The sequence below is a fragment of the Cupriavidus sp. FW305-27 genome, from assembly GCF_058787995.1.
Window position 1 is genome coordinate 7245 of sequence record NZ_JBYTAG010000086.1, and the last position, 20009, is coordinate 27253.

Below are 20009 nucleotides of genomic sequence, written 5' to 3' on the forward strand. Positions count from 1 at the left end.
GGCCGCGGCTGTGGCGCGTGCTGGCCTGGCTGGTCGGCATCCTGCTGCTGCTGATGGTGGCGCTGGCGGCGGCGGGCGTGGCGGCGCTGCGCACCGAGACCGGCACCCGCCACCTGTGGACGCTGGCCACGCGGCTGTCGGCCGGCATGCTCAGCGGCCGGCTGGAAGGCGGCACCGTGGCGCACGGCCTGCGCCTGCGCGACGTGGTGTTCGCCAGCGGCCAGACGCGCGTGGCGGTGGACCGCGTGGATGGCAACTGGGTGCTCGGCTGGCAGGCGCGGCGCCTGCACGTGCAATGGCTGCGCATTGGCAAGGCCGAAGTGAAGCTCGGCCCGTCCGAGCCGAGCACCGAGCCGATGCAGAAGCCCACCTCGCTCGAACTGCCGCTGGCCATCGATGTCGATTCGCTGACGCTTGAGCGGCTGTCGCTGCTGCAGGGCACGGCGCCCACGGCCGAGCCGATGGTGTTCAGCAACCTGGCCGGCGCGCTGCACAGCGACGGCCAGCGCCACCGCGTCAGCGTGGACAAGCTGGAAACACCATACGGCAAGCTGGCGGCCAACGCCCAGCTGGGCGCACGCGCGCCGTTTGCGCTCAGCGCCGAAGCCTTGCTGGAGAGCAGCTGGCAGGATGAGTCCTTTGCCGTCAACGCCACCGCCAAGGGCAACCTGGACGCGCTGCGAGCCGAGCTGCAGGCCAGCGGCGACCGCATCCACCTGCGCGCCGGCGTCGACCTGACGCCGTTCGGCAAGGTGCCGTTCACGCACCTGCTGGTCGATGGCGATCGCATCAACCCGCGCCTGTTCAGCCCGTCGGCGCCACAGGCCAACCTGACCGTGCATGCCGAACTGCGGCCGGTGGGCGGCGTGGCGGCGGCTGCCGGCGCGCAGGCGGCCAGCGCCGTGTCGGCATCGGCCCCCCCGGCGGCATCGGGGGTCTCCGCATCCGCCCCTGCGGCCGCGCCTGCGCCCGCACCGCTGGCTGTCGCCGGCGACATCGAGATCAGCAACCTGGAAGCCGGTCCGCTGGACAAGGAGCGGCTGCCGGTGCAGTCGGTGCGCGCCCATGTCGAGCTGAGCGAGATGGCACAGGCCGTCTCGGACCTGCGCGTGGCGCTGGCCGGCAAGGCCGAGATCTCCGGCGGCGGTTCGCTGCGCGGCGGCCGTGGCGGTTTCGACCTGGACGTGCGCAGGCTGGACCCGGCCGCGCTGCATGGCTCGCTGACCAGCGCCAGCCTGTCCGGCCCGGTGGTGGTGCGGATGGAGCCGGGCCGGCAAAGCGTGGCGCTGGACCTGTCGGGCGGGCCGCTCAAGCTTTTCGCCGATGCCAGCATCGATGCCGAGGCGCTCACGCTGGCCACGCTGCGCGCCGCGGTGGGGCCGGGTTTGCTGACCGCGGAAGGCAAGCTCGGCCTGAAGGACAAGCAGCCGTTCAGCTTCAAGGGCAAGCTGGCCTCGTTCGATCCCTCGCGCCTGGCCAAGGTTGCCGCCGGCCGCATCAATGCGGACTTCACCGCGACCGGCGAGATCGCGCCCGAACTCGGTGTGGCGCTGGATTTCGCCGTGCATGAGAGCGAATACGCGGGCCTGCCGATGACCGGCGGCGGCAAGGTGCGCCTGGCGGACGAGCGGCTCTTGCCGAGCGAGGCTTCGCTCAGCATGGCCGGCAACCAGGCCAACCTGCGCGGCAGCTTCGGCGCGCGCGGCGATGCGCTCAAGCTGGCGGTCGATGCGCCGCAGCTGGAGCGGCTCAAGTTTGGCGTGGCCGGCAAGCTCAAGCTCGACGCCACCATCACCGGCACGCTGAAGAAACCCGAAGTGGTGGCCGACTACAACGCGCAGGCGCTGGAAGTGGGCCCGCACAAGGTGGCCAGCGCCAGCGGCCGCGCCGAGGTGCGCGGCGGCCTGGACGGCCCGCTCTCGGTGCAGCTGGCCGCGCGCGACTACCGCGGCCCGCAGGCCAGCCTGAGCACGCTCGACGCCACGCTCGACGGCACCCAGGCCAACCATACCTTCGACGTCAAGGCGGCCGGCAGCCTGAACAAGCGGCCATTGCAGCTGGCGCTGGCGGGGCAGGGCGCGTGGAAGGGCAAGGACGGCTGGAACGGCACCATCCGCACGCTGGAAGAGCGCGGCACCGTCAACCTGCGCCTGGCCGCGCCGACGCAACTGCTGGTGGCCGACCAGCGGGTGCGCCTGGGCGCGGCGCGCCTGCTGCTGGACCGCGCCACGCTGACCATCGACAGCCTGGACTGGGACCACGGCCGCATCCGCAGCGCGGGCAGCCTGGACGGCCTGCAGGTGGGCCATGTGCTGGAACTGATGGAAACCATCACCGGCGAGAAGCCGCCGGTGCGCTCCGACCTGGTCATCGACGGCCGCTGGAACCTGGCGCTGGCCGAGACCGCGACCGGCTTTGCCGAACTGCGCCGGCGCAGCGGCGACCTCTCGGTCAACGCCGGCCGGGGCTTCACCACGCTCGGCCTGGGCGAGACCAGCCTGCGCGCCGACGCCGGCGGCAACCGTATCGCAATGCGCGGCGGCATGGTGTCGGGCCGCATCGGCAAGGTGGTGGTGGACGCCTCCGCCGGACTGGTGCAGGAGCAGGGGCTGCAGACCGTGGGCCCGGCCTCGACCCTGGGCGGCACGGTCACCGTCGACGTGCCGCGGCTGAAATCGCTGGAAGCGCTGACCGGCCCGCAGTACGCTTTCGACGGCAAACTGGCCGCGGCGATGCGCCTGGCCGGCACGATCGGCGCGCCGCTGCTGACCGGCACCGTCGACGGCGACAACCTCGCCGTCACGCTGTACGACCTGGGCCTGCGCCTGACCGACGGCACTGTGCGCGTGGTGCTGGACCAGAACACGGTCGAGCTCAAGCACGTGGAATTCCACGGCGGCGACGGCAAGATCACGGCCACCGGCAACGTCAAGCTGGGCGAGGCCGATCCCAACCTGACCGGCAAGATCGTCGCCGACAAGCTGCAGCTGTTCGCCAGCCCCGAGCGCACGCTGGTGGTCTCGGGCGACGCCACCATCGCCAACGAGAACAAGCAGGTCGTGATCCGCGGCAAGATCCATGTCGACCGCGGCCTGTTCGACCTGCCCAAGGCCGGCGCGCCGGTGCTGGGCGACGATGTGGTGGTGATCCGGCGCAAGGACCAGCGCGCCGTTAAGACTGCCGCCACGCAGGCGCCGGAGACCAAGCCGGCAAGCAAGTTCAGCCCGGTGATCGACCTGACCGTGGACCTGGGCAACAACTTCCGCTTCCGGGGCGCGGGCGCGGACCTGTTGCTGGCCGGCCAGATGGGTGTCAAGAGCGAACCCCTGGTACCGATGAAGGCCACCGGCACGGTGCGCGTGACCGACGGCACCTATGAAGCCTTCGGGCGCAAGCTGGACATCGAGCGCGGCATCATCAACTTCAACGGCCCGATCGACAACCCGAACATGAACATTCGCGCCATGCGCCGCAACCAGGAAGTGGAGGCGGGCGTGGAGGTGACCGGAACGGTGCGGCTGCCGCGCGTGCGGCTGGTGTCGGAACCCAATGTGCCGGATGAGGATAAGCTCTCGTGGCTGATGTTCGGCTACGGCGCCGAAAGCGCCGGTGCCGGCCAGCAGCGCCAGCTGGGTGGCGCCGCGCTGGGCGGCGCGGCGCTGGGCATGATCGGCGGCAAGGCCGGCAAGGGCATCGTGCAGCATTTCGGCATCGACGAATTCTCGATCGGGCCCAGCACCGCGGGTCTCAATGACCAGCAGGTGGTCAGCATGGGCAAGGCCATTACCGAGCGTATGTCGGTAGGCTATGAGCAAAGCCTGACATCGGCCTCGAACGTGGTGAAGCTGACCTGGCAGTTTTCACGGCGCTGGTCGCTGATTGCCAAGGGCGGGTCCATCAACGGTTTGTCGGTCTTGTTCAACCGCCGCTTCGACAGCTGGGCGAACCTGTTCAGCGGGACCTCGGGTCGCAGCGACACCAGAAGGAGCCAGCAGGATGAGAGCCAGCCAACCAGTCCCGACAGCGCGGCACAGGCAGCCTCGGCAGCCGTCGCCGAACCCGTGCGCCGCTGACGTGCGCCCCTCCACTTTCGCGTCGCCGCGACGCCTTGCCGCCATGGGACTCTTTGCCTCTTTGCTTGCGCTGTTCGGCTGCGACCAGCAGAAGGTCGATGAAGCCATGAAGAAGGCGGGCGACACCGCCCGCAACACCTGGAACGCGATCAAGCCCGACAGCGAGCTGTTCAAGGGCATCGTCCCCGGCCAGTCCACCGAGGAAGACCTGCGGCGCCAGGCCGGCAAGCCGGAGATCGTCTGGGAAGAGGCCGACGGCGGGCGCCGGCTGGAATACCCGCGCGGCCCCGAGGGCACCACTACCTGGATGGTCACCATCAGCGCCGATGGCAAGGTCGCGAAGATCGAGCAGGTGCTGTCAGCCGAGAACTTCGCACGCGTGCGCGCCGGCATGAGCAAGGACGATATCCGCCGCCTGCTGGGCAAGCCCACCAAGGTGGAGGCATTTGCGCTGAAGAAGGAAGAGGTGTGGGGCTACCGCTGGATGGAGACCGCCACCGACAAGGCCTTCTTCAATGTGCATTTCAACAGCGACGGCACCGTCACCACGACCTCGCGCAGCGACGATCCGTCGAAGATGCAGGGCGGCTGACGCGTGCCCCGGCGGTCAATGGAGCAGGTGGCAGGCGGCCACGTGCGCCGGCGCGGCTGAGCCGGCGGCCGGGTCCAGCCGCAGCATGCGGGGGATCTCGGTGGCGCAGGCCGACACCGCGCGCGGGCAGCGCGGATGGAACTTGCAGCCCGCTGGCGGGTTCAGCGCCGAGCCGATATCGCCCAGGATCAGCCCCTCGGCCGGCTGGTGGTCGGGGTCGGGCCGCGGCGCCGAGCCCAGCAGTGCCTGCGTGTAGGGGTGGCGCGGGGCGCTGAACACCGCGGCGCTGGGCCCGCTTTCGGCCATATTGCCCAGGTACATCACGCCCACGGCCGAGCTGAAGTGCTCCACCAGCGCCAGGTCATGGGCGATCACCACATAGGCCAGGCCGAAGCTGCGCTGGATATCGGACAGCAGGTTGACGATCTGCGCCCGGATCGAGACATCCAGCGCCGAGGTGGGCTCGTCCAGCACGATCAGCCGCGGCTGCAGCGCCAGCGCGCGCGCCACGGCAATGCGCTGGCGCTGGCCGCCGCTGAACTCGTGCGGGTACAGGTCGAGCGCGCCGGGCGGCAGGCCGACGATCTCCAGCAGCTCCAGCAGCCGCCGGCGCAGCGCGGCGCGGTCGCCGCCCTGGCCGTGCGCAAGCAGCGGCTCGGCCAGCAGCATGCCCACTTTCAGGCGCGGATTGAGCGAGGACGACGGGTCCTGGAACACCGCCTGCACCTGGCGCCGGTAGCCCAGCACGCCCTTGCGGTCCAGCGCCAGTACGTCCTGGCCGTCGAAGCGGATGGTGCCGGCGCTGGGGCGCTCAAGCAGCAGCAGCTGCCTGGCGATGGTGGTCTTGCCGCAGCCGGACTCGCCCACCAGCGCATAGGTCTGGCCGGCATCCACGGCAAAGCTGACGCCGTCGACGGCGCGCACCGTGCCGCCGCCGCGCGCGGGGAAATGCTTCTTCAGGTTTTCGACTTCGAGCAGCATGGCGCCTCCTGGGTTCTTAGCCGGCCGAAGCCAGCCAGCAGCTGACCTTGTGGCCGGATTCAAGTTCGATCTCGGGGGGATAGGCGTCATCGCACAGCGGCTTGCGGTGCGGGCAGCGCGCCGCGAAGCGGCAGCCGTGCGGCGGGTCGATCAGGCTGGGCGGGCTGCCCTGGATGGCGTAGAGCCGCTCGCGTTTTTCGCCGAAGTGGGGAATGGCCTGGAGCAGGGCCTGCGTGTAGGGATGGGCGGGGCGCTGGTACAGCGTGCGCACATCGCCGGTCTCGACAATGCGCCCGGCGTACATCACCGCCACCCGGTGGCAGATGCTGGCCGCCACGCCCAGGTCGTGCGTGATCAGGATGATGCCGACACCGGTCTGCGCCTGGATCTTGCGGAACAGCGCCATGATCTGCACCTGAATGGTCACGTCCAGTGCCGAGGTGGGTTCGTCCGCCACCAGCAGGCGCGGCGCGCTGGCAATGGCCATGCCGGTCACCACGCGCTGGCGCATGCCGCCGCTGAACTGGTGCGGATAGTCGTCCAGCCGCGTCTCGGGCGAGGGGATGCGCACGCTGTCCAGCACCTGCACCACCTGGCGCCGGCGCGCCTCGCGGCTGTCGGCGCGGCCATGGTAGCGCAGCGGCGCGCCGACCTGGTCGCCCACCGTGAAGACCGGGTTCAGCGAGGTCAGCGGGTCCTGCGAGATCATCGCGATCTTGCGGCCGCGGTACTGCGTGCTCATGGTCTTCTCGGGCAGCTGCAGCAGGTCCACGCCATCGAGCAGCACCTTGCCGCCCAGTTGCACGCCGCCCTGGCGCGGCAGCAGGCGCAGGATGGACAGAATGGTCATGGACTTGCCAGAGCCGGATTCGCCCACCACGCCCAGGGTCTCGCCTTCATGCACATGCAGGTCGACGCCGTCCACGGCGCGCACCGTGCCGCGGCGCAGTCCTAGGTGCGTGGTCAGCCCCTGCACCGACAGCATGGGCGCGCCGCGGGGGGAGCCCCCGGCGGCGGGCGTTGGCGACGGGCGTTGCGTCACGTGCGGGTCGGGGCCGGTCATAGCTGCCTCCTTTTCGGGTCGAAGTGGTCGCGCAGCCAGTCGCCCAGCAGGTTGGACGCCAGGCAGGTGGCCATGATGGCCAGTCCGGGCATGGTGATGGCCCACCACGCGTTGGTGATGTAGTTGCGCGCATCGGCCAGCATCAGCCCCCACGACACATCGGGTTGCTGGATGCCGAGGCCGAGAAAGCTGAGCGAGGCCTCGAAGATGATCACCTGGCCCACCTGCAGCGTGGCCAGCACCAGCAGGGTGTTGAGCAGGTTGGGCAGCAGGTGGCGGCGGAAGATGGTGAGCGTGCCGCAGCCGGCCACGCGCGCCAGCGCCACGTAGTCGCGCTGCTTGAGCGACATCACCTCGCCGCGCACGATGCGCGCGTACCAGGTCCAGTAGGTCACCACGATCACCAGCACCACGGTGTTGAAGCCCGGGCCCAGCACCGCGGCCAGCACCAGCGCCAGCGCCAGCGCGGGGATCGACATCTGGATATCGACCAGCCGCATGATGAGCGCGTCCAGGCGCCCGCCGAAGTAGCCGGCCAGCATGCCGGCGGCGGTGCCGATGCCGCCCGAGATCAGGATGGCGTACAGCGCGACCACCAGCGAGATGCGCGTGCCGGCCATGATGCGCGAGAGCAGATCGCGCCCCATGTTGTCGGTGCCCAGCGGATAGGCCCGGCTGCCGCCCTCCAGCCAGGCCGGCGGCTGGAAGGCCAGGCCGAGGTCGAGGCCGTTGGGGTCGTGCGGCAGCAGCGCCTCGCCGCCGACGGCGCAGACCAGCAGCACCGGGAAGATTGCCAGCGCAAACCAGGGCAGGCCACCCAGGTCACGCCGCTGGCGCTTGCGGGCCGGCGCCGCCGTGGCGCTGGCGGGAGGAACGGCGATCTCAGGCATGGCGGATCCTCGGGTCGATCAGGCCGTAGCTCAGGTCGACCAGCAGGTTGGACAGCACGAACAGCACGGAGGTGAGCATCACGCCCGCCTGCACCACGGGAAAATCGCGCGCGAACACGGCCTCGACCACGGTGCGGCCAACGCCTGGCCAGGCGAAGATGACTTCGACCACGAAGGCGCCGCCCAGCATCGCCGCGAAGTACACGCCGAGGATGGTCACCAGCGGAATCGCCGCGTTGCGCAGCGCGTACTTCCAGATCAGCACGCGCTCGGGCAGGCCCATGGCGCGGCCCATGCGGATGTAGTCGCTGTCCAGCACATCCAGCATGGCCGAGCGCACCACGCGGGTCTGCGCCGCCACCGGATACCAGCCCAGCGCAATCGCGGGCAGCACCAGGCTGTTCCACGAATCGCGCCCGAACGCGGGCAGCCAGTTCAGCTGCACCGCGAAGAACAGGATCAGCAGCAGTCCGACCCAGAAGTTGGGCATGGCCTGGCCGAGCATGGCGAAGACCTTGGCAAAGCGGTCGAACCAGGAGCCGCGGTAGACCGCCGACAGCACGCCGAACGGCACCGCCATCGCAATCGAGAAGCCCAGCGCGGCCAGCGCCAGCTCCACCGTGGCCGGCAGCCGCTCCAGGATCAGCCCCAGTGCCGGTTCCTGCCAGCGGTAGGAGTTGCCGAAGTCGCCGGTGACGGCATGGCCGAGGAAGACCAGGTACTGCGCCACCAGGGGCTGGTCCAGGCCGAGATGGCGGCGCGTTGCCTCGATCACCTGCGGCGGCGCGTCGGCCGGCAGCAGCAAGGCAAGCGGGTCGCCGGACAGGCGCGAGATCAGGAAGATGATCACGCTCGCGCCAAGGATGCTGATCAGGCCGTGCAGCACGCGTTTTGCAATAGGCATGACAGGCTCCGTCGGAGATTCGTCAGCGGGAATGCCGCGCCCGGCACGGGCGCCGGGCGCGGCGGCGGATCAGCGCTGCTTCCAGCTGACTTCCTGGAACGAGCGCCAGTAGTCGCGGATGGGCCAGGGCACGTAGTCGATCTTGTTGTCGCGCCAGGCAAAGGTCACCAGCGGCCGGTAGGTCGGCAGGCCACCCAGCACGCGCTCCTGCTTGAGCCGCGCGATCTGGCGCAGCAGCGCGGTGCGCGCCGCGGGGTCCATGGTCTGGCGCTGCTTCTCCAGCAGCGCGTCGACCTCGGGGTCGCTGGTGTAGGAATAAGTGCCCCAGCCGCCGCCGCCCTGGTAGCTGTGCAAATGGCCGGACCAGGCCAGGCCCGGGTCGCCGGGCAGGCCCTGCGACCACATCCAGCTCAGCACGCCGTCCATCTCCGGCGGGCCCGAGCGGCCGCGCTTGCCCAGGCTGATCCAGGCCCCGTACTCCAGGTTGCGCACCTGGCAGCGGATGCCCACGGAACTCAGGTAGGCATACATGGCTTCGCCCACTTCCTTCACGCCAGGTTCGCGCGGCGTGGTGAGGTTGTAGCAGGGGGTCTCGAAGCCATTGGGGTAGCCCGCCTGCCTGAGCAGCTCGCGCGCACGCTTCTGGTCGAAGGCGTAGGGCTTGAGCTCGGGGTCGTAGCCATTCGACTCCTTGCCCACCTGCGCATAGCGCTCGCCCTGGCCGAACAGCACGCGCTTGATGATGGCGTCGACATCGATGGCGTGCGCGGCCGCCTGCCGCACGCGCACATCGTTGAACGGCGACTTCGGCATCTGCGTATTGAAATTGAGGAAGAGGTTGTTGCCGCTCACCAGCGTGACGGTCTTCACGCCGGGCATCTTCTTGAATTCCTCGATCATCGAAGGCGGCACGTTGTCGATGAAATCGACCTTGCCGGTCTTGAAGGCCGCCACCCGGGTCAGGTCCTCGGGAATCACCTTGATGGTCAGCTCCTTGACGCCGGGCCGTTTCTCCTTGTTCCAGTAGCCGTCAAAGGCTTCCAGCTTCAGCTCGTCCTTGACCGTGCGCGAGACAAACTTCCATGGCCCGGTGCCGACCGGCTTGCGGGCGAACTCTTCTTCGCCGACCTTCTGGATGTACTTCTTGGGCATGGCCCACAGCTGCATGTTGCCGACGATGAACTGCGCATCCGGCTCCTTGAAATGCAGCCTGAAGCGGTGCGCATCCACGATCTCGAAACGCTCGACCGACGAGACATAGTGCGAGAAGAAGCTGCTCTTGGGGTCGCGCTGGCGTTGCCAGGAGAACTCGAGGTCCTCGGAGGTCAGCGGGTCGCCGTTGTGGAAGCGCACGCCCTTGCGCAGCTGCACGTCGAGCACGGGCTTGCCGTCCTTGCCGGTTTCCAGCTTCCAGTTCTCCGCCAGCCAGTTCTCGTCCTTGAGCGCGGCATTGCGGCGCACCAGCATCTCGAAGATCTGGCCGACAAAGTAGTGGTCGACGCCGGCCGAGATCTTGACCGGATCGAGCGTGGTCGACTCCGCGCCGAAGGCGACGGTGAGGCTGCCGGTGGCCGGCGAGGGCGGGGCGGCCTGGGCCGCGGGGATGGTGGCGGCGGCCAGCATGCCGGCCAGCAGGCGGCGCCGGGCGGCGTCGGTCAACTTTACTTGCATGGTGCTCCTCCTGTTGCGCCGTCTCGTGGCGGCGCTGTTGGTGTGAACAACGGATGCGCTCAGCGCGGGAAGCTGCCTTCCAGCTGGCGTACCACCTCCAGCAGGCGCGGGCGCACCTCGTCGAGCAGGAATGACGGGGACAGCCGGAACGACGGTCCGCCCACGTTGATCGCCATGGGCGGCATGCCATGGCCGGGCTCGAAGCCGCGCGCAATGCCGTTGACGTCTGGCTGCCACTCGCCCATCGAGCAGGTCACGCCCAGGGTGAGGTGGTCCGCCAGGCCCTGTTCGATGCCCTGGCGCAGGCGCGGCCACGCCATGTCGTCGACGTCGCGCACCTGTTCCATGAAGGCCTGCCGCTCTTCGTCCGGCACCACCGCCAGCCAGGCGCGGCCGATGGCCGAGGTGGCGACCGGAATGCGCGAGCCGGTATCGAGCGTCAGCGCAATCGCGGCGCAGCTGCGGCAGTGCTCGACATAGATCATCGAGAACCGGTCGCGCGTGCCCAGCGACACCGTGCCGCCGGAAAAGTCCGCCAGCTCCTGCATCAGCGGTCGCGCCACCTTGCGGATGTCCAGCCGAGACAGCATGGCGCTGCCCAGCCGCAGGCAGGCCGTGCCCAGGCTGTACTTGTGGCTGCCTTCGGCCTGCGCCAGATAGCCCAGCCGGGTCAGGGTGGAGGTCAGGCGCGATACGGTCGACTTGGGCAGTCCGCAGCGCCGGGCGATTTCCTGGTTGCCCAGTACGCGGTCGCTGGTGCGGAAGCAGGCCAGCACTTCCAGCCCGCGCGCCAGCGCGGTGACGAAGTGGCGGTCTTCCTTGAAGGCATTGCCGGTGGATCGGTCCTGCATAACCGTTGGCTCCCTCGTTGTGCCGTTGCACGCCAGCCGCGCTTGCTCGACGCGCAGGCGTGCGGGACGTGCGCGCGGCGTCCTGGTCCGGTGCGGCGGTACTACCCGACAGCGGTCCCGTTCAGCCGCCGGCCTCGGTATCCAGCAAGGCCTGCAGCTCGACCTTGCGCACCTTGCCGGTGGCGGTCAGCGGGAACTCGGGCAGGATGCGGATCTCGGGCACCTTGTAGACCGCCATCTGCTCGCGGCACCATGCATGCAGCGTGTCGGCAGTGATGCCGTCGGCGTGCTCGGCGCGCAGGCGGATAAAGGCCACCGGCACCTGGCCCTTGTCCGGGTCGGGGCGGCCCACCACCGCCGAGCCCAGCACCGCCGGATGACGCGACAGCAGCACCTCCAGCTCGGACGGGAACACGCTCATGCCGCGCACCTTGAGCATCTCCTTGCGCCGTCCCAGGAAATGCAGGTAGCCCGCCTCGTCATAGGCACCGATATCGCCGGTGCGGAACCAGCCGTCGCGGAATACCTCGGCATCGACGTCGGGGCGGCCCCAGTAGCCCTTGAACAGCGACGGCGTGCTGACCACGATCTCGCCTTCCGCGCCGACCGGCAGCACCGCGCCGGTGTCGAAGTCGCAGATCTTGATGCGCGTGCCCGGCACCGGCAGGCCGACAAAGACCGGGCGGCCGCGCAGGTCCATGTCGTCGTCCTGCATGCCGGTGGTGAAGGTGTCGCTGGTATGGGTCTCGGTCATGCCCCAGGCGCCTTCGGCGATGATGCTGCCGGTCAGCGCGTGCCAGCGCTGGCGGATGTCGGGGGTGATCTTGCGGATGAACGAGGCGGCGCGCGTGTGCTGCAGCGAACGCAGGTCGTAGCGGCCGGATTCGGGGTGGTTCATCAGCTCGACCGCGTTGTCCACCACCACGAAGGTGCGGTTGACGCGATAGCGCTCGATCGCGGCCATCACCGCGACCGGGTCCCAGCGCGCCAGCAGCACCACGGTCGCGCCGCTGAAGATCGGATAGATCAGCCCGAGGTTCTCGCCCGCGATCCAGAACATCGGCAGGAAGTTCAGCATCACGTCGCCGGAGCCTTCTGCCAGCCGTTCCGCATCGACACCGCCGGTGAGCGCGTAGGAAGCCGCCGCGGTGTAGACCATGTCGCGCTGCGTGTGCATGCAGCCCTTGGGCAGGCCGGTGGTGCCGCCGGTGTAGTTCAGTGCGGCCAGCGCGTCCATGTCGACCGGGGGCAGTGCGACCGGCGCGGTGTCGCGCAGTGCCTGCAGCAGGTCGATGGTGCCTTCCACGGCCAGCGGGGGCGCATCGAGGCCCGCTGGCAGCGGCAGGTCCGGCTGTGCCGGCAACATCGCGCCGGCACTGGTGGTGTAGACGGTGCGCAGCCGCGTCTGCGCGCGCACCGACATCAGCAGCGGCGCAAGCTGGTCCTGCACGATGACGGTGGTGGCGCCGGCATCGTTCAGTTCGTAGACCAGCTCCTGTTCCTTGAAGAGCGGGTTGACCGGCACATAGACCGCGCCCAGCTTCAGGATGCCGTAGAAGACCACGTGGAACTGCGGGCAGTTGCCCATCATCACCGCTACCCGGTCGCCCGCGCCCACGCCGCGGCCCTTGAGCAGCGCGGCGCAGCGCTCGGACAGGTTGTCGAGCTCGGCATAGGTCACGGTGGTGCCGTACCAGACCAGCGCGGCGTGGTCCGGGCGCTTGCGCGCCCACGCGCGCAGGTAGTCGCCCAGCGGGGCCTCGCCATGGGGGTAGACCGGTGCGTCGGGCAGGCCTGCGGGCCAGATCTTGCGATGCCGGGCTTCCAGGTCCTCGAAGAACGCCTGTTCGTTCATCTGCTGTCTCCTCTTGCTTTCGCTCTGGTTCTGTCCGCCGCCGCGCCTACCAGGCGTCGACGAAGGTGCGCATCGGGCGCTGGGGATTGGCGGCACCGGCCTCGAGCCCGCTGACCACCCACTGGCGGGTGGCGGCGGGGTCGATCACGGCGTCCAGCTCCAATGCCGCAGCGGCGTTGATGGCATGGCCGCGCTCGTACATCTGCGCCACCAGCTGTTGGTACAGCGCATCGCGCTGCGGGCCGGCCGGCAGCGCTTCCAGCTCCTTGCGGAAGCCCAGCCGCACCGCGCCCTCCAGGCCCATGCCGCCGAATTCGCCGGTTGGCCACGAGACCGTGAAGGTTGGCGCGCGGAAGCCGCCCGCGGCCATCGCCATCGCGCCCAGGCCGTAGCCCTTGCGCAGTACCACCGCCAGGAACGGCACGCGCAGCTTGGCGCCGGCGACGAACATGCGCGACACATGGCGCACCTGGGCGCGGGCCTCGACCTCCGGGCCCACCATGAAGCCCGGCGTGTCGATCAACGATACGATCGGCAGCCCGTGCGCATTGCACACCTGCATGAAGCGCGCGGCCTTGTCGGCGGCGTCGGCATCGATGGCGCCGCCGAGGTGGCGCGGGTTGTTGGCGAGAATGCCGACGGGCCGGCCTTCGATGCGCGCCAGCGCGGTGTGGATGCCGGTGCCGAAGCCGGCGCGCAGTTCCAGCACGCTGCCCGCGTCGGCCAGGCCGGCGATGGCGGCGCGCGTGTCGTAGACGCGCAGGCGGTTTTCCGGCACCACCTGGCGCAGCGCCAGCGTGTCAGGCGCCTGCCAGTCGTCGACACGGCCCTGGAACATCGACAGGTAATGCCTGGCCGCGGCCACCGCGTCGGCCTCATCGTCGACCAGCAGGTCGACCACGCCGTTGTGGTACTGCACCGTGGCCGGGCCGATATCCTCGGGGCGGAACACGCCCAGGCCGCCGCCCTCGATCATGGCCGGGCCGGCCATGCCGATATTGGCGTTGCGCGTGGCGATGATCAGGTCGCAACAGCCCAGCAGCGCGGCATTGCCGGCAAAGCAGCGCCCGGAGGCGATGCCCACCACCGGCACTTCGCCGCTGAGCTCGGCGAAGGCGGCGAACGAAGGCTGGTACAGGCCGGCCACGGTGGGGAAGTCGATGTCGCCCGGGCGGCCGCCGCCGCCTTCGGCAAAGATCACCGTGGGCAGCCGGTTCCGCAGCGCCACCTCCAGGATGCGGTCGGTCTTGATATGGTTGCGCTTGCCCTGGGTGCCGGCCAGCACGGTGGCGTCGTAGGCCAGCACCGCGCAGCGCGCGCGCTCCGGTGCGAACAGGCTGCCGTTGACGGCGCCGGTGCCGGTGATCAGCCCGTCGGCAGGGGTGTTGGCGATCAGGTCGGCCTCGCTGCGCCGGCTGGCCTGTGCCGCCAGCGCCAGGCCGCCGTATTCGCGGAAGCTGCCGGCATCGCACAGGTCGTCGACGTTTTCGCGCGCGGTGCGCTGGCCGCGCGCATGGCGGCGTGCCACGGCCTCGGGGCGGGCCGCGTCGTACAGGAAGGCATGGCGGTCGAGCACGCGCTGCAGGTCGGCGCGGATCGCCGACGGGTCGGTGTGCTCGGCCTCGCCATCGGCATGGGCGCCAGCGTCGGCAGGCTCCAGCACCAGCATGACCTGGCCCTCGGCGACTTGCTCGCCGGAAGCGGTGCGCAGGTCGATCACGCGGCCCGCATGCTCGGCCACGATGGCATGTTCCATCTTCATCGCATCGAGCACGGCCACGGTCTGGCCGGCCTTGACCAGGTCGTTCTCGCGCGCCAGTTCGATCACGCGTCCGTTCATGGACGCGCGCACCGCGCACAGGCCCTCGCCCAGTCGCTCCTCGAAGCTTGCCGTGCTGGAAGGTGCCGCCACCCTGGGGGCGCTGCCTCCTGCGAGGGCCTGCCGCGCCGCGTCCTGCGCCGCAATCTGCGCGGCGCGTTCCAGCAGGGCGGGCAGCGCGGCTTCCATATAGCGCGTATGCACGTGCTGGCTGGCAAAGTCGTCGCGCTCGGCCAGCGCCCGCAGCAGGTCGAGGTTGGTGACGATGCCGCCGATATTGAATTCCCCGAGCGCGCGCTGCAGGCGCCGCACTGCGTCAGCGAAGTTGTCGCTGGCCGAGGTGACGATCAGCTTGGCCAGCAGCGTGTCGTAATGCGCGGACGGTGCATAGCCGGTATAGCCGTGGGTGTCGACGCGCACGTCCGGCCCGGTGGGCGGATCGAAACGCTCCAGCCGCCCCTGTGCCGGACGTGCCAGCCCTTGCGCGTCGGTGGCCTCGGCATTCACGCGCACCTGGATGGCATAGCCGCGCACGCGCGGCGGGTGCTGCGGGTCCAGCCCCAGTTCCGCCAGGCGCCGGCCTTCGGCCAGCCCCAGCTGCACGGCCACCAGGTCCACGCCGGTGACCTGCTCGGTGACGGTGTGCTCGACCTGCAGGCGCGGGTTGGCTTCGATAAAGACAAAGGGCAGGGCCGCGCCATCGCGGCGCGCACCGTCCTCGGGCTCTTCGACCAGGAATTCAAACGTGCCCAGGCTGCGGTAGCGCGCTTCGCGCGCCAGCGTGCAGGCGGCATCGACAATGCGCCGGCGCAGCGCGGGATCGAGCGCCGGGCTGGGCGCGATCTCGACCACTTTCTGGAAGCGGCGTTGCAGCGTGCAGTCACGCTCGCCCAGTGCGATCACATGGTGGCCGTCGCCGGCGATCTGCACTTCGATATGGCGCGCGCGGGCCACCAGCCGTTCGGCGTAGATGGCATCGATGCCGAAGGCCGAGCGTGCTTCGGAGCGGCAGCGCGCATAGGCTTCGGGCAGCGCGTCGCGCTCGCGCACCACGCGCATGCCGCGCCCGCCGCCGCCGCCCACCGCCTTGAGCACCACGCCGGCGCCGTCCTGTTCGTCGAAGAATGCGGTCACCGCATCGAGCGTGGCGCCGCCCGCGGTGGCGGGCATCACCGGTATGCCGCAGCGCGCGGCCAGCGCCAGCGCGCGGCCCTTGTCGCCGAACAGGGCCAGCTGCTCGGGCTCGGGGCCGACAAAGATGATCTCCGCGGCTGCGCAAGCGCTGGCAAAGTCGGCGCGCTCGCTGAGAAAGCCATAGCCAGGGTGGATGGCGTCGCAGCCGGTGGCGCGCGCTGCGCTGATGATGGCGGGAATGTCGAGATAGGCAGCGGCCCCCTGGCCCTGCAGCGCGACAGCTTCGTCGGCCAGCAGGCGGTGCCGGCTGGCATCGTCGTCGGTGGCATAGACCGCCACGGTGGCGATGCCAAGGTCTCGTGCGGCGCGCTGCACGCGCAACGCGATCTCGCCACGATTGGCGATCAGGAGCTTCTTCACAAATGTCCCCTTCCATGCGAAGCGGCGTCGCGCAAGCAGCGTTGCGTGGCCGGCTTCTGTTTTTTGGTTTGTGATTCTGCGAGGTGGAATCTACGCGGCTCGTCCAGGGGTCACAAGCGCGATGCGCCAGAACCATGTATGACATGCCGCGCGTGCATAGCGCGCGAGCGAGGGGGAGGAGGGGTGCTGCCCGTTCTGTTCTGCATTGCAGAATCTCGGGCGGTGTGGCGGGTCGATCCAGAGGCCCGGCTGGCCTTGGATCGCTACCGATGGGACGCGCGGAACATGGCGTTACCGCGGGTTTGCCGCCCTCTCCCGCCAGCGGGAGAGGGGAACGGCAATGAGTGCCCTGCTTCAGCCGATGCGCATGCCCGGCACCGCGCCCTCGTGCGGTTCCAGGATATACAGGCCCGGCGTGGCCTTCTCATCCGCCGCAGACGCAGCCAGCACCATGCCTTCGGACACGCCGAACTTCATCTTGCGCGGGGCCAGGTTGGCCACCACCACGGTCAGCTTGCCGACCAGCTGCTCCGGCGTGTAGGCCGACTGGATGCCGGAGAACACATTGCGGGTGCGGCCTTCGCCCAGATCCAGCGTCAGCTGCAGCAGCTTGTTCGAACCTTCCACCTTCTGGCATTCGACGATCTTCGCGACGCGCAGGTCCACCTTGGCGAAGTCGTCGATGGTGATGGTGTCGGCGATCGGCTCGATCGCCGCGCCCGCGGCGGCCGGCGCCGCGGTTGCCTGCAGCGATTCGCGGTTGGCAGCCAGCAGCGCGTCGACCTGCTTGGCATCGACGCGCGTCATCAGGTGCTGGTAGGCCTGCACCGGGCTGGCGGCCAACAGCTGCTTGTCGATGGCACGCCAGTCCAACGGCTCGACGTTCAGGAAGCGCTCAACGCCGGCAGCCACGTTCGGCACCACCGGCTTCAGGTAGACCGTCAGCAGGCGGAAGGCTTCCAGCGAGACCGAGCACGCCGCATGCAGCGCCGCGCGCTTGTTTTCGTCCTTGGCCAGTTCCCACGGCTTCTCGGTGTCGACGAAGGCGTTGACCGCATCGGTCAGCTCCATCACCAGGCGCAACGCCTTGCTGTACTCGCGGGCTTCATAGAGGTGGGCGATCTGCGGTGCGGCCTGGCGCAGCTGTTCGAGCAGCGGGTGGGCCAGCGCGGCCTCGTCGACCTTGCCTTCGAAACGCTTGACCAGGAAGCCCGCGGCGCGGCTGGCGATATTGACGTACTTGCCGATCAGGTCGCTGTTCACGCGCGCAATGAAGTCATCGAGGTTCAGGTCGAGGTCTTCCATGCTCGCGTTGAGCTTGGCGGCGAAGTAGTAGCGCAGCCATTCCGGGTTCATGCCGGTGTCGACATAGCTCTGCGCGGTGATGAAGGTGCCGCGCGACTTGCTCATCTTGGCGCCATCCACGGTCAGGAAGCCGTGGGCGAACACATTGGTCGGGGTGCGGTAGCCCGAGAAGCGCAGCATCGCCGGCCAGAACAGCGTGTGGAAGTACAGGATGTCCTTGCCGATGAAGTGGTACTGCTCAGCGGTCGAATGCGGGCCGACCCAGGCGTCGAAGTCGATGCCCTTCTTCGCGGCCAGGTTCTGGAAGCTGGCGTAGTAGCCGATCGGGGCGTCCAGCCACACGTAGAAGTACTTGCCGGGCGCGCCGGGGATCTCGAAGCCGAAGTAGGGCGCATCGCGCGAGATGTCCCAGTCGGACAGGGTCGAGGCCTCGCCCTCGGCGCCCAGCCATTCCTGCATCTTGTTGGCGGCCTCGGGCTGGGCCAGGTCGGCCACCCATTCGCGCAGGAAGGTCTCGCAGCGCGGATCGGACAGCTTGAAGAAGTAATGGGCCGACGACTTGCGCACCGGCGTGGCGCCGGACACCACCGAATACGGGTTCTTCAGGTCGGTCGGCACATAGGTGGTGCCGCAGACCTCGCACGAGTCGCCGTACTGGTCCTTGGCGCCGCACTTGGGGCACTCGCCCTTGATGAAGCGGTCCGGCAGGAACATGTTCTTGACCGGGTCGAAGAACTGTTCGACCTCGCGCTCGGCGATCAGGTCCTCGGCCTTCAGGGCCAGGTAGATCTTTTCGCACAGCTCGCGGTTTTCTTCAGCGTCGGTGCTGTAGTAGTTGTCGAACGACACCAGGAAGCTGTCGAAGTCGCGCTTGTGCTCGGTCCAGACGCGGTCTATCAGTGCCTTGGGTGTGATGCCTTCCTTCTCGGCGCGCAGCATGACCGGCGTGCCGTGGGTGTCGTCGGCGCCGACGTAGTAGACCTCGTTGCCCATCATGCGCTGGAAACGCACCCAGATATCGGTCTGGATGTATTCCACCAGGTGGCCGATATGGATCTGGCCGTTGGCATAAGGCAGGGCGGATGTGACGAGGATGCGACGTGCGGTCATAAACAGGAGCCGGTCAGGAGCGGGGAAATATCAGGGGGACGGCGCCAGCCAGGAAGGGAGGGCGCGTGCCGGGAAGGGGCTATTTTAGCAACTGGCCAGCGCCTGCGCGCCGGTTCCGCATGGCGGAATGGCGAAACCCACGGATCCGTTCGGCCAAAAAAAAGCGCCGGTCAGAACCGGCGCAGCTTTCCACAACGGAAAAGGAGGAGAAATCAGGTACCGCCCGGGAGGTCAGCCACCCATCGCGAGCCAGCAACGGTGGCAAGCGGCACCTGTTTCTATGACTAGGTCATCCTTGAATTGGTTTCAAAAAAATTTCGACGCGGCGATTTTGTGCCCGTCCGGCCTCAGTGCCGTTGTCCGCAACCGGCTGGGACTGCCCGCGCCCTTCGGCCGTCAGTCGGTTGCGTGCGACGCCGCGATCACCCAGGTAGCCGGCCACGCTCTGGGCGCGGCGCTGCGACAGCTGCATGTTGTAGTTGGGGTTGCCGGTGCTGTCGGTATGGCCCACCACGTTGGCGCTCACGTCCTGGTGCTGGCCCAGGGTCTGCGCGACCTGGTCGAGCACCGAGCGGAACGACGGCTTGATGGTGGCGCTGTCGGTATCGAAGGTAACCTGGCTGGGGATGTTGACCTTGAGCGTGCCATCCGGCTGCTCGGTGATCTGGGTGCCCGTGCCCGCGGTGTCCTTGTTCAGCTTGCCGCGGATGGCGTTCCAGTTGTAGCCGGTTGCGCCGCCGATGGCACCGCCCACTGCCGCGCCCACCAGCGTGCCGGTGGTATTGCCGCCGATCAGGTTGCCAAGCCCGGCGCCGACCGCGGCGCCCACGCCGGTGCCGACTGCCGTATGGGTTTGCTGTTCAGTGGCGCAACCTGCGGCCAGCAGCGTGGCAGCGGTGAGCGAGACAGTAACGAGCTTGATCTTCATGCTTTCTCCTTCTGATGTTCCCGTAAATGTTCTTGGTACCGCATCGCGATGGTAACGCCAAGGCTAGCGGCAGGTAACCCTTTGTACGCGTCGGGCCCGGCCGGCCCGGGCACCGCCTGCGGTGCCGGCGTACCGGGCCGTCCAACCGCACTACAATATGGATATGGCGGCGCGCGCACAAGTGCAAGCTTGTGAGATTTGTAAATGTCTGTAATCCCACACCCTATGCAGGGTATTGCGCGCGGATTTCCGGCGTTCATGGCCGGTGCTGCATACTTTGATACATTAGGCGCAGGCCATCATGCGCCAGTCCCCCCAAATCATCGAAGCGGAGTTTGTCTTGAGCGTCAGCACTGAGCAGGTCACCGAAGCCCTGCGCACCGTCATCGACCCCAATACGGGCAAGGACCTGG

General features: G+C 68.8%; 13 protein-coding genes. 3 read left to right on the top strand and 10 right to left on the bottom strand.

Annotation, left to right across the window (positions count from 1 at the left end; all coding sequences use genetic code 11):
* Both AC3WRI_RS29530 and bamE read left to right on the top strand, forming a co-directional pair.
* Positions 1–4073, top strand: a 4073-nt coding sequence (locus AC3WRI_RS29530) for a translocation/assembly module TamB domain-containing protein (protein ID WP_492294621.1), incomplete at its 5' end; no start/stop codon positions are given.
* Positions 4074–4116: 43 nt separating this feature from the next.
* Positions 4117–4665, top strand: a complete 549-nt coding sequence (gene bamE / locus AC3WRI_RS29535) for an outer membrane protein assembly factor BamE domain-containing protein (protein ID WP_492294623.1) — start codon at positions 4117–4119, stop codon at positions 4663–4665.
* Positions 4666–4680: 15 nt separating this feature from the next.
* Here the strand turns inward: bamE and AC3WRI_RS29540 are convergent, their stop codons facing one another.
* The 10 genes from AC3WRI_RS29540 to AC3WRI_RS29585 form a co-directional block, all read right to left on the bottom strand.
* Positions 4681–5646 carry an ABC transporter ATP-binding protein gene (locus AC3WRI_RS29540; protein WP_010814900.1) on the bottom strand — a complete coding sequence of 322 codons (966 nt, stop codon included), beginning with the start codon at positions 5644–5646 and terminating at the stop codon, positions 4681–4683.
* A 16-nt stretch (positions 5647–5662) separates the two neighbouring features.
* Positions 5663–6709 (bottom strand): ABC transporter ATP-binding protein, encoded by a 1047-nt coding sequence (locus AC3WRI_RS29545; RefSeq protein WP_010814899.1) that lies wholly within the window; start codon positions 6707–6709, stop codon positions 5663–5665.
* Positions 6706–7599, bottom strand: coding sequence for an ABC transporter permease (locus AC3WRI_RS29550; protein WP_439670960.1), 894 nt, complete (start codon positions 7597–7599; stop codon positions 6706–6708). Before AC3WRI_RS29550 ends, AC3WRI_RS29545 begins: the two co-directional genes overlap by 4 nt.
* Positions 7592–8503, bottom strand: coding sequence for an ABC transporter permease (locus tag AC3WRI_RS29555; RefSeq protein ID WP_010814897.1), 912 nt, complete (start codon positions 8501–8503; stop codon positions 7592–7594). Before AC3WRI_RS29555 ends, AC3WRI_RS29550 begins: the two co-directional genes overlap by 8 nt.
* Before the next feature lie 69 nt (positions 8504–8572).
* Positions 8573–10174, bottom strand: a complete 1602-nt coding sequence (locus tag AC3WRI_RS29560) for an ABC transporter substrate-binding protein (RefSeq protein WP_010814896.1) — start codon at positions 10172–10174, stop codon at positions 8573–8575.
* A gap of 59 nt (positions 10175–10233) precedes the next feature.
* A complete protein-coding gene (locus tag AC3WRI_RS29565; protein WP_010814895.1) occupies positions 10234–11025 on the bottom strand; it encodes an IclR family transcriptional regulator in 792 nt (263 codons plus the stop codon).
* A gap of 121 nt (positions 11026–11146) precedes the next feature.
* Entirely contained in the window at positions 11147–12880 is a 1734-nt protein-coding gene (locus AC3WRI_RS29570) for an AMP-binding protein (protein ID WP_011615924.1), read from the bottom strand.
* Positions 12881–12926: 46 nt separating this feature from the next.
* A complete protein-coding gene (locus AC3WRI_RS29575; RefSeq protein ID WP_010814893.1) occupies positions 12927–16253 on the bottom strand; it encodes an acetyl-CoA carboxylase family protein in 3327 nt (1108 codons plus the stop codon).
* A 354-nt stretch (positions 16254–16607) separates the two neighbouring features.
* Positions 16608–18668 (bottom strand): methionine--tRNA ligase, encoded by a 2061-nt coding sequence (gene metG / locus AC3WRI_RS29580; protein WP_492294625.1) that lies wholly within the window; start codon positions 18666–18668, stop codon positions 16608–16610.
* A 289-nt stretch (positions 18669–18957) separates the two neighbouring features.
* Positions 18958–19596 (bottom strand): YiaD family glycine zipper/OmpA-like lipoprotein, encoded by a 639-nt coding sequence (locus tag AC3WRI_RS29585; protein WP_010813856.1) that lies wholly within the window; start codon positions 19594–19596, stop codon positions 18958–18960.
* Between the two features lie 340 nt (positions 19597–19936).
* Here AC3WRI_RS29585 and AC3WRI_RS29590 point away from each other — a divergent pair.
* A partial coding sequence (locus AC3WRI_RS29590) for an iron-sulfur cluster assembly protein (protein WP_492294627.1) occupies positions 19937–20009 on the top strand: 73 nt, incomplete at its 3' end.